Here is a 7,229-nt window from a genome sequence, read left to right on the forward strand (position 1 = left end):
AATTTTATTATTAAATAATATATTGTTTCTCTAATTAAATTATATTACATTTGCTCAAAATTGTAATGTAGAGTTTACAAAATGGCTGATATTATTAAACATCACGGTATTGTGGAAAGCACAAACAATACTTCAGTAAAGGTTAAGATACTTCAAACTTCCGGTTGTTCTGCATGCAGTATAAAAGGTCACTGTAGCGCTTCAGAGAGCAAGGAGAAAATAATCGATATATATAATATAGATTCATCATTGTACAATGTAGGTGATGAAGTTTGGGTTTATGGCTCAACCTCAATGGGTCTGACGGCTGTACTCTTGGCTTTTTTTGTACCATTCATTATTGTAGTAATTGCACTTTTTCTTCTTATTAAGTTAGTAGGCATGAGTGAGCCTCAGGCGGCTTTAGTCTCCCTATTGACTATTATAGTCTATTATGCTGTGATTTATCTATTCAGAGGTAAGCTTGAGAAAAAGTTCACATTTAGTATAGAACATATAAACAACTAATTAACTTATAAACACTTATGAATCTAATTTTTGTAGCAATAATCTCTTTAGGTGCAATAGGACTGGTCGCTGCGGTGATCCTTTACTTTGTATCGAAGAAATTTGCTGTGTATGAAGACCCACGAATCGCTAAGGTTTCAGAGGTGCTCCCTCAAGCCAATTGTGGAGGCTGTGGATTTCCAGGTTGCTCTGCTTTTGCTGATGCATGTGTGAAAAGCACATCTTTAGACGGCAAATTTTGTCCTGTTGGCGGTCAGTCAGTAATGGACAAGGTAGGTCAGATTTTAGGAATAGATGCTTCTGTTACGGAACCTAAGGTAGCAGTTGTAAGATGTAATGGTACTTGTGATAATAGTCCTCGTGTTAACCTGTACGATGGAGCCATATCTTGTAAGATAGCTAATGCAACTTCTGGTGGAGAGACCCTTTGTAGCTATGGATGTCTTGGCTGTGGTGATTGCGTTGAAGCTTGTCAGTTTGACGCAATTCATATGAATCCAGATACAGGTCTTCCTGAGGTTGATGAAGATAAATGTACTGCTTGTGGAGCATGTGTAAAAGCTTGCCCAAGAGTGATAATTGAACTTCGCCCAAAAGGAAAGAACAACCGTCGTATTTTTGTCTCTTGCGTTAATAAGGATAAAGGTGCGATAGCCAATAAAGAGTGTAAAGTAAGTTGCATTGCTTGCGGTAAATGTGTGAAAGTATGTCCTTTTGAGGCTATTACAATAGATAAGAATCTTGCATATATTGATCCGTCAAAATGCAAGTCTTGCAGGAAATGTGTCCCTGAGTGTCCTAATGAAACTATTTGGGAGGTTGGTTTCCCAGCTCGTAAAGTTTTGGATACTAATGATGGGAATACTAAAAATGCAGATGATATAACTGACACTAAAAAGGAAGGTACACCTGTATCAATAGATTTCGCAAACTCTGATGAGGTAAAAGCTGATGCTTAGGCAATAATTTATAAACAAGTAAGTAAATTAAAAAAATATAATTGTGAAGACATTTAGAATTGGTGGAGTACATCCGGCAGAAAATAAATTGTCAGCAGATAAATCTATAGAGACTCTTGCTCTTCCTATGCAAGCTGTCTTTCCTCTTTCACAACATATCGGAGCCCCTGCTACCGCTATAGTTAAGAAGGGAGATATAGTAAAAGTTGGCACCAAGATAGCTGAGGCTGGTGGATTTGTTTCAGCTCCTATCTTTTCATCAGTATCAGGTAAGGTCAACAAGGTTGACACTGCAGTTGATGCATCTGGTTATCGCAAACCAGCTATCTATATAGACGTTGAGGGAGATGAGTGGGAAGAGTCAATAGACCGTACTGATACTTTAGTTAAGGAGTGCGATCTTGCTCCTGAAATGATTATAGAGAAAATAAAAGATGCAGGTGTAGTAGGTATGGGAGGTGCTTGTTTCCCTACTCATGTTAAACTAACTCCTCCTCCTGGCTGTAAGGCAGAGTGTGTAATAATTAATGGTGTTGAGTGCGAACCTTATTTGACTGCTGATTACAGATTAATGATGGAGAAGGCCGATCAAGTTATGGTTGGCGTTACTATTTTGATGAAAGCAGCTAAGGTAGATAAGGGCTATATCGGTATAGAGAATAATAAACCTGAGGCAATAAAAATCCTTACTCAGAAAGCATCGGAGTATCAAGGTATTGAAGTTGTTCCATTGAAAACCAAATATCCACAAGGTGGTGAAAAACAACTTATTGATGCAATATTATCACGTCAGGTTCCGGCTCCTCCAGCTATACCTATCAACGTAGGTGCTGTAGTACAGAATGTTGGAACAGCGTATGCAGTCTATGAAGCTATTCAGAAGAATAAACCTCTTTTCGAACGCATTGTCACAGTTACCGGTAAGTCTCTTTCTAATCCTTCAAACTTTCTTACTCGTATGGGAGTACCTATGTCACAGCTTATTGATGCTGCCGGCGGACAGCCTGAAGATACTGGAAAAGTGATTGGTGGAGGTCCTATGATGGGTAAGTCTCTTATGAATACAGAGATACCTATAACTAAAGGAAGCTCTGGCATATTGCTCATGAACAATAAAGAGGCTAAACGTTTACAGCCACAGCCTTGTATACGTTGTGCTAAGTGTGTAAGCGCTTGTTGTATGGGGCTTGAACCATACTTGTTGGCTACATTATCGGCTAATGAGGATTGGGAAAGAGTTGAAAAAGAAGGTGTTTCATCATGTATTGAGTGTGGCTCATGTCAATTCACATGTCCTTCTCACCGTTATTTGCTCGACTATATACGTTTGGGTAAGACAACAGTAGGAGGAATAATCAGAGCACGCAGTACTAAAAAATAATTCGACAAAATATGGCTAATAAATTAATAGTATCATTATCACCTCATGTACATGGTGGAGACAGCGTCAAGAAGAATATGTATAGGGTGTTGATCGCCTTGATACCTGCTTTGCTCGTATCTTTGTTGGCATTTGGAGTAGGGGCAGCAATTGTTACTATCACTTCTGTTGCTGCTTGTCTATTCTTTGAATGGTCAATAAGCAAGTTTATACTTAAAAGAAATGAGTGCACAATATGTGATGGTTCAGCAGTTATAACAGGTGTTTTACTTGCATTCAATTTACCATCTAATCTTCCTATATGGATTATAATTATAGGTGCACTTGTTGCAATAGGAATTGGTAAGATGACATTTGGAGGTTTGGGTAATAACCCATTCAATCCGGCTTTAGTTGGGCGTGTCTTCTTACTTATCTCTTTCCCTGTCCAAATGACCTCTTGGCCAAAAGTTGGTCAGCTAACATCATATATTGATGCTCAGACGGGAGCTACCCCTTTGGCAATAATGAAGGAAGCAATAAAGACTGGCGATTCATCTGTGTTATCAAAATTACCCGATAGTTTCAGCTTATTCATAGGAATACCAAATGATGTGACTCTAGGAGCAGGTTCTCTTGGTGAGATTAGTGCAGCTGCTCTTATAATAGGACTTATATACATGCTTGTTTCTAAGGTAATCACTTGGCATATACCTGTGTCAATACTAGCTACAGTATTTGTTATGTCTGGCCTGATGCATATTGCAAATCCTATATATGCTTCTCCTATTACCGTGCTATGTACCGGTGGACTTATGCTTGGTGCTATTTTTATGGCAACCGACTATGTAACTTCTCCAATGACACATAAGGGAATGATAATATATGGTGTAGCAATAGGTTTCCTAACAGTTGTAATTCGTGCATTTGGTGCTTATCCTGAGGGTATGTCTTTTGCTATTCTTATAATGAATGCATTTACACCATTGATTAATACATATTGTAAACCAAAAAGATTCGGGGAGGTAATTAAAAAATGAAAAAACTTGAATCATCACTAAAGAATATGGCTATTGTACTTACTACTGTGAGTGTGGTAGCCGGAGGTTTACTAGGTTATGTAAACGAATTGACAAAAGAGCCTATTGAGCAAGCTAATTCAAAAGCTTTGAGTGAGGCTATAAAAATCGTTGTCCCTGCATTTGATAACAATCCTGCTGCTCAACCTGATACAATAGAAATTGGCGGAAATAAATATGTAGTTTATAAAGCAACTAAAAATGGAGAGTTTGTTGGAGCAGCTGTTGAATCTTCTGCAAATGGATTTGGTGGTAAGCTAACTGTTCTTGTTGGATTCGACAAAAATGGTAATATCATAGATTATTCACTTTTATCACACTCTGAAACTCCAGGATTGGGATCTAAAGCTAATGAATGGTTTAAAAAGGGTAATAAGGGCAATATTGTAGGAATGAATCCTGGAGAAAAAGCTCTTACAGTTTCAAAAGATGGAGGCCAGGTTGATGCCATTACTGCTTCAACAATTACCTCAAGAGCTTTTCTTTTGGCTGTAAATAATGCTTATGCTGCATATAGCGGTCAGAACACAGATGCTAACTCTGGTGCTTCTCAACAAGTTGAGGCTTCTGAATCTGAAACAGAAGATGCTGACTCAGCAAGCAATAATGAAATAACTAATAAAAAATAGGGAGGAAGAGGGATATGAATAACTTTAAAGTATTGATGAACGGAATAGTTAAGGAAAATCCGACATTTGTTCTCCTTTTAGGTATGTGTCCTACTTTGGGTACTACATCTTCAGCTATTAATGGTATGGGTATGGGGCTTGCTACAATGTTTGTGCTTATCTGTTCAAATATTGCAATCTCATTAATCAAGAACCTTGTTCCGGATATGGTGCGCATTCCTATATTTGTAGTTGTGATAGCATCTTTCGTTACACTTCTTCAGATGATAATGCAAGCTTTTGTTCCGGGATTATACGCTACACTTGGACTATTTATTCCACTTATTGTTGTAAACTGTATCTTGTTAGGTCGTGCTGAGGCTTTCGCTGCAAAGAATAATCCTATAGCTTCTCTTTTCGACGGATTAGGTATGGGACTTGGATTTACTTTGGCACTAACTATTTTAGGTAGTGTTCGTGAACTTCTTGGAACAGGAAAGATCTTCGATATTACAATTCTTCCTGAACAATATGGAATGTTGATCTTTGTACTTGCACCTGGTGCATTTATAGCATTAGGATTCCTTATTGCAATTGTAAATAAATTAAAGAAAGCTTAACCCATAAATTATATCAGAAATGGAATATTTATTGATTTTTATCACCGCGATATTTGTAAATAATATTGTTCTATCACAGTTCTTGGGTATATGTCCTTTCTTGGGCGTATCAAAGAAGATTGATACCGCATTGGGTATGGGTGCAGCAGTTACATTCGTACTTACTTTGTCTACTATAGTAACTTATGTCATTCAGAAATATGTATTGGATGTTTTTGGACTTGAGTATCTTCAGACCATAGCTTTCATTCTTGTTATTGCAGGATTGGTACAGATGGTAGAGATTATACTTAAGAAAGTTTCTCCTGCTCTATATCAGGCTTTAGGAGTTTTCTTACCTCTGATTACAACAAACTGCTGTATTCTCGGTGTCGCTATACTTGTAATACAGAAAGATTTCAATATCCTTACTGGCGTTATCTACGCATTCTCAACTGCTTTAGGTTTTGCACTTGCATTAATCCTATTTGCAGGTATTCGTGAACAGCTTAGTATGGTAAAAATACCAAAAGGGATGCAAGGTATGTCAATTGCGCTTGTTACAGCAGGTTTGTTGGCTATGGCATTCATGGGATTTTCAGGAGTAGATAAAGGTTTGGCTGTCCTATTTGGATTAGGACAATAAGGCTATAATATAGTTTTTTAAAGGCCTTGACATTTGTTTGTCAAGGCTTTTTTTTGTCACAATTTGACTATTATAAGGTTTTAAATGGAGAATAAAATATTAACTACTCAAGTAAGAATTAGAAAAATATCTTTAATTTTGCAATTCTATTTTACAATAAGATATTCTTTTTTAATAAAGAAAACGAACCTTTTAAACGATGTATTTTATATGAAACAGCGAATTTTAGTTACCGGTGGAACTGGGTATATTGGCTCTCATACTGTTGTTGAGCTTCAGAATAGTGGATATGATGTGGTTATAATCGATAACCTCTCTAACTCACGTGAAGATGTGGTGGATAGCATTGAGAAAATTACCAATATCCGTCCAGCATTTGAAAAAGTAGATTGCTTAGATTTTCAAGCATTAGAGAACGTCTTCAAAAAATATGACGGTATAAAAGGTATTATACATTTTGCAGCAAGTAAGGCCGTTGGCGAATCTGTTAAGAAACCACTTTTATATTATCGCAACAATTTAGTATCTCTTATAAACCTTTTAGAGCTTATGCCTAAATATTCTGTTGATGGAATCATATTCTCATCTTCATGTACTGTTTATGGCCAGCCTGATATTCTTCCTGTAACAGAGGAGGCTCCAATTAAGAAAGCTGAATCACCTTACGGTAATACAAAACAGATTAATGAAGAGATCATACGTGATACTATAGCTTCTGGTTCACCTATTAATTCTATAATCCTTAGATATTTCAATCCGATTGGTGCTCATCCTACTGCACTATTAGGAGAGTTGCCAAATGGTGTTCCACAAAACTTAGTTCCATTCCTTACTCAAACAGCTATGGGTATACGTGAACAACTTAGCGTTTTTGGAAATGATTATAACACTCCTGATGGTTCATGCATCAGAGATTATATTAATGTTGTTGATCTTGCCAAAGCTCATGTTGTAGCAATGGATAGATTGTTGAACAATAAACAGCTGGAAAGAGTTGAAGTATTTAATATAGGTACAGGTAATGGACTTTCTGTTCTTGACCTTATTAATGCTTTTGAAAGTTCTACAGGTGTTAAACTTAACTATAAGATTGCAGGACGCCGTGAAGGAGATATCGAAAAAGTTTGGGCTAACCCAGAAAGAGCAAATAATGTTTTGGGATGGAAGGCTGAAGTGAGCATTGAAGAGACTGTGAAATCGGCTTGGAATTGGCAATTAAAGCTAAGAGAAAAAGGAATACAATAAGTTTAACTTATTTTAACATAAAACAAAAAACAAAATGCGATATCAAAGCGTTTTATATGTGCAAATGACCTGAAACATCTTTCGGATATGTGAATACCTAAAAGATGAATTTATGTTTTTCAGACATATAGCAGGTTATATAATTGCATAGTAGTTTTGTCGTGTTTTATTTTGTGTTTGTGTTGTGGCAGTTCTTCGACGTGAGTCGGGGGACTGTCTTTTTTAG

At 36.8% G+C, this 7,229-nt stretch carries 8 protein-coding genes; all 8 read left to right on the forward strand.

Features of this window, described 5'->3' with window-relative positions:
* Window positions 1-81 precede the first annotated feature (81 nt).
* The 8 genes from JCM15092_RS13805 (at window position 82) to galE (ending at window position 7,003) form a co-directional block, all read left to right on the forward strand.
* The gene (locus JCM15092_RS13805; protein ID WP_024995158.1) at window positions 82-507 is read left to right on the forward strand and encodes a SoxR reducing system RseC family protein; all 426 of its coding nucleotides are present in this window, start codon (window positions 82-84) and stop codon (window positions 505-507) included.
* A gap of 17 nt (window positions 508-524) precedes the next feature.
* A complete protein-coding gene (locus JCM15092_RS13810) occupies window positions 525-1,466 on the forward strand; it encodes a Fe-S cluster domain-containing protein (protein WP_024995159.1) in 942 nt (313 codons plus the stop codon).
* Between the two features lie 40 nt (window positions 1,467-1,506).
* Window positions 1,507-2,847: an electron transport complex subunit RsxC gene (gene rsxC / locus JCM15092_RS13815; RefSeq protein ID WP_024995160.1), complete on the forward strand. Its 1,341-nt coding sequence runs from the start codon at window positions 1,507-1,509 to the stop codon at window positions 2,845-2,847.
* An 11-nt stretch (window positions 2,848-2,858) separates the two neighbouring features.
* The gene (locus JCM15092_RS13820) at window positions 2,859-3,866 is read left to right on the forward strand and encodes an RnfABCDGE type electron transport complex subunit D (RefSeq protein WP_024995161.1); all 1,008 of its coding nucleotides are present in this window, start codon (window positions 2,859-2,861) and stop codon (window positions 3,864-3,866) included.
* Window positions 3,863-4,534, forward strand: a complete 672-nt coding sequence (locus tag JCM15092_RS13825) for an RnfABCDGE type electron transport complex subunit G (protein ID WP_024995162.1) — start codon at window positions 3,863-3,865, stop codon at window positions 4,532-4,534. Before JCM15092_RS13820 ends, JCM15092_RS13825 begins: the two co-directional genes overlap by 4 nt.
* Window positions 4,535-4,548: 14 nt before the next feature.
* Window positions 4,549-5,133, forward strand: coding sequence for an electron transport complex subunit RsxE (gene rsxE / locus JCM15092_RS13830; protein WP_024995163.1), 585 nt, complete (start codon window positions 4,549-4,551; stop codon window positions 5,131-5,133).
* A gap of 19 nt (window positions 5,134-5,152) precedes the next feature.
* Window positions 5,153-5,758: an electron transport complex subunit RsxA gene (gene rsxA, locus JCM15092_RS13835; RefSeq protein WP_024995164.1), complete on the forward strand. Its 606-nt coding sequence runs from the start codon at window positions 5,153-5,155 to the stop codon at window positions 5,756-5,758.
* Between the two features lie 210 nt (window positions 5,759-5,968).
* The gene (gene galE / locus JCM15092_RS13840) at window positions 5,969-7,003 is read left to right on the forward strand and encodes a UDP-glucose 4-epimerase GalE (protein WP_024995165.1); all 1,035 of its coding nucleotides are present in this window, start codon (window positions 5,969-5,971) and stop codon (window positions 7,001-7,003) included.
* The last annotated feature ends 226 nt before the right edge of the window (window positions 7,004-7,229 follow it).

The organism is Phocaeicola paurosaccharolyticus JCM 15092 (genome assembly GCF_000613805.1).
Classification (GTDB): domain Bacteria; phylum Bacteroidota; class Bacteroidia; order Bacteroidales; family Bacteroidaceae; genus Phocaeicola; species Phocaeicola paurosaccharolyticus.

Excerpts from the sequence above, each read along its gene's own strand:
- JCM15092_RS13810 (WP_024995159.1), top strand. The coding sequence starts at position 525 with ATGAATCTAATTTTTGTAGCAATAATCTCTTTAGGTGCAATAGGACTG.
- rsxE (WP_024995163.1), top strand. The coding sequence starts at position 4,549 with ATGAATAACTTTAAAGTATTGATGAACGGAATAGTTAAGGAAAATCCG.
- JCM15092_RS13805 (WP_024995158.1), top strand. The coding sequence starts at position 82 with ATGGCTGATATTATTAAACATCACGGTATTGTGGAAAGCACAAACAAT.
- JCM15092_RS13825 (WP_024995162.1), top strand. The coding sequence starts at position 3,863 with ATGAAAAAACTTGAATCATCACTAAAGAATATGGCTATTGTACTTACT.
- galE (WP_024995165.1), top strand. The coding sequence starts at position 5,969 with ATGAAACAGCGAATTTTAGTTACCGGTGGAACTGGGTATATTGGCTCT.
- rsxA (WP_024995164.1), top strand. The coding sequence starts at position 5,153 with ATGGAATATTTATTGATTTTTATCACCGCGATATTTGTAAATAATATT.
- JCM15092_RS13820 (WP_024995161.1), top strand. The coding sequence starts at position 2,859 with ATGGCTAATAAATTAATAGTATCATTATCACCTCATGTACATGGTGGA.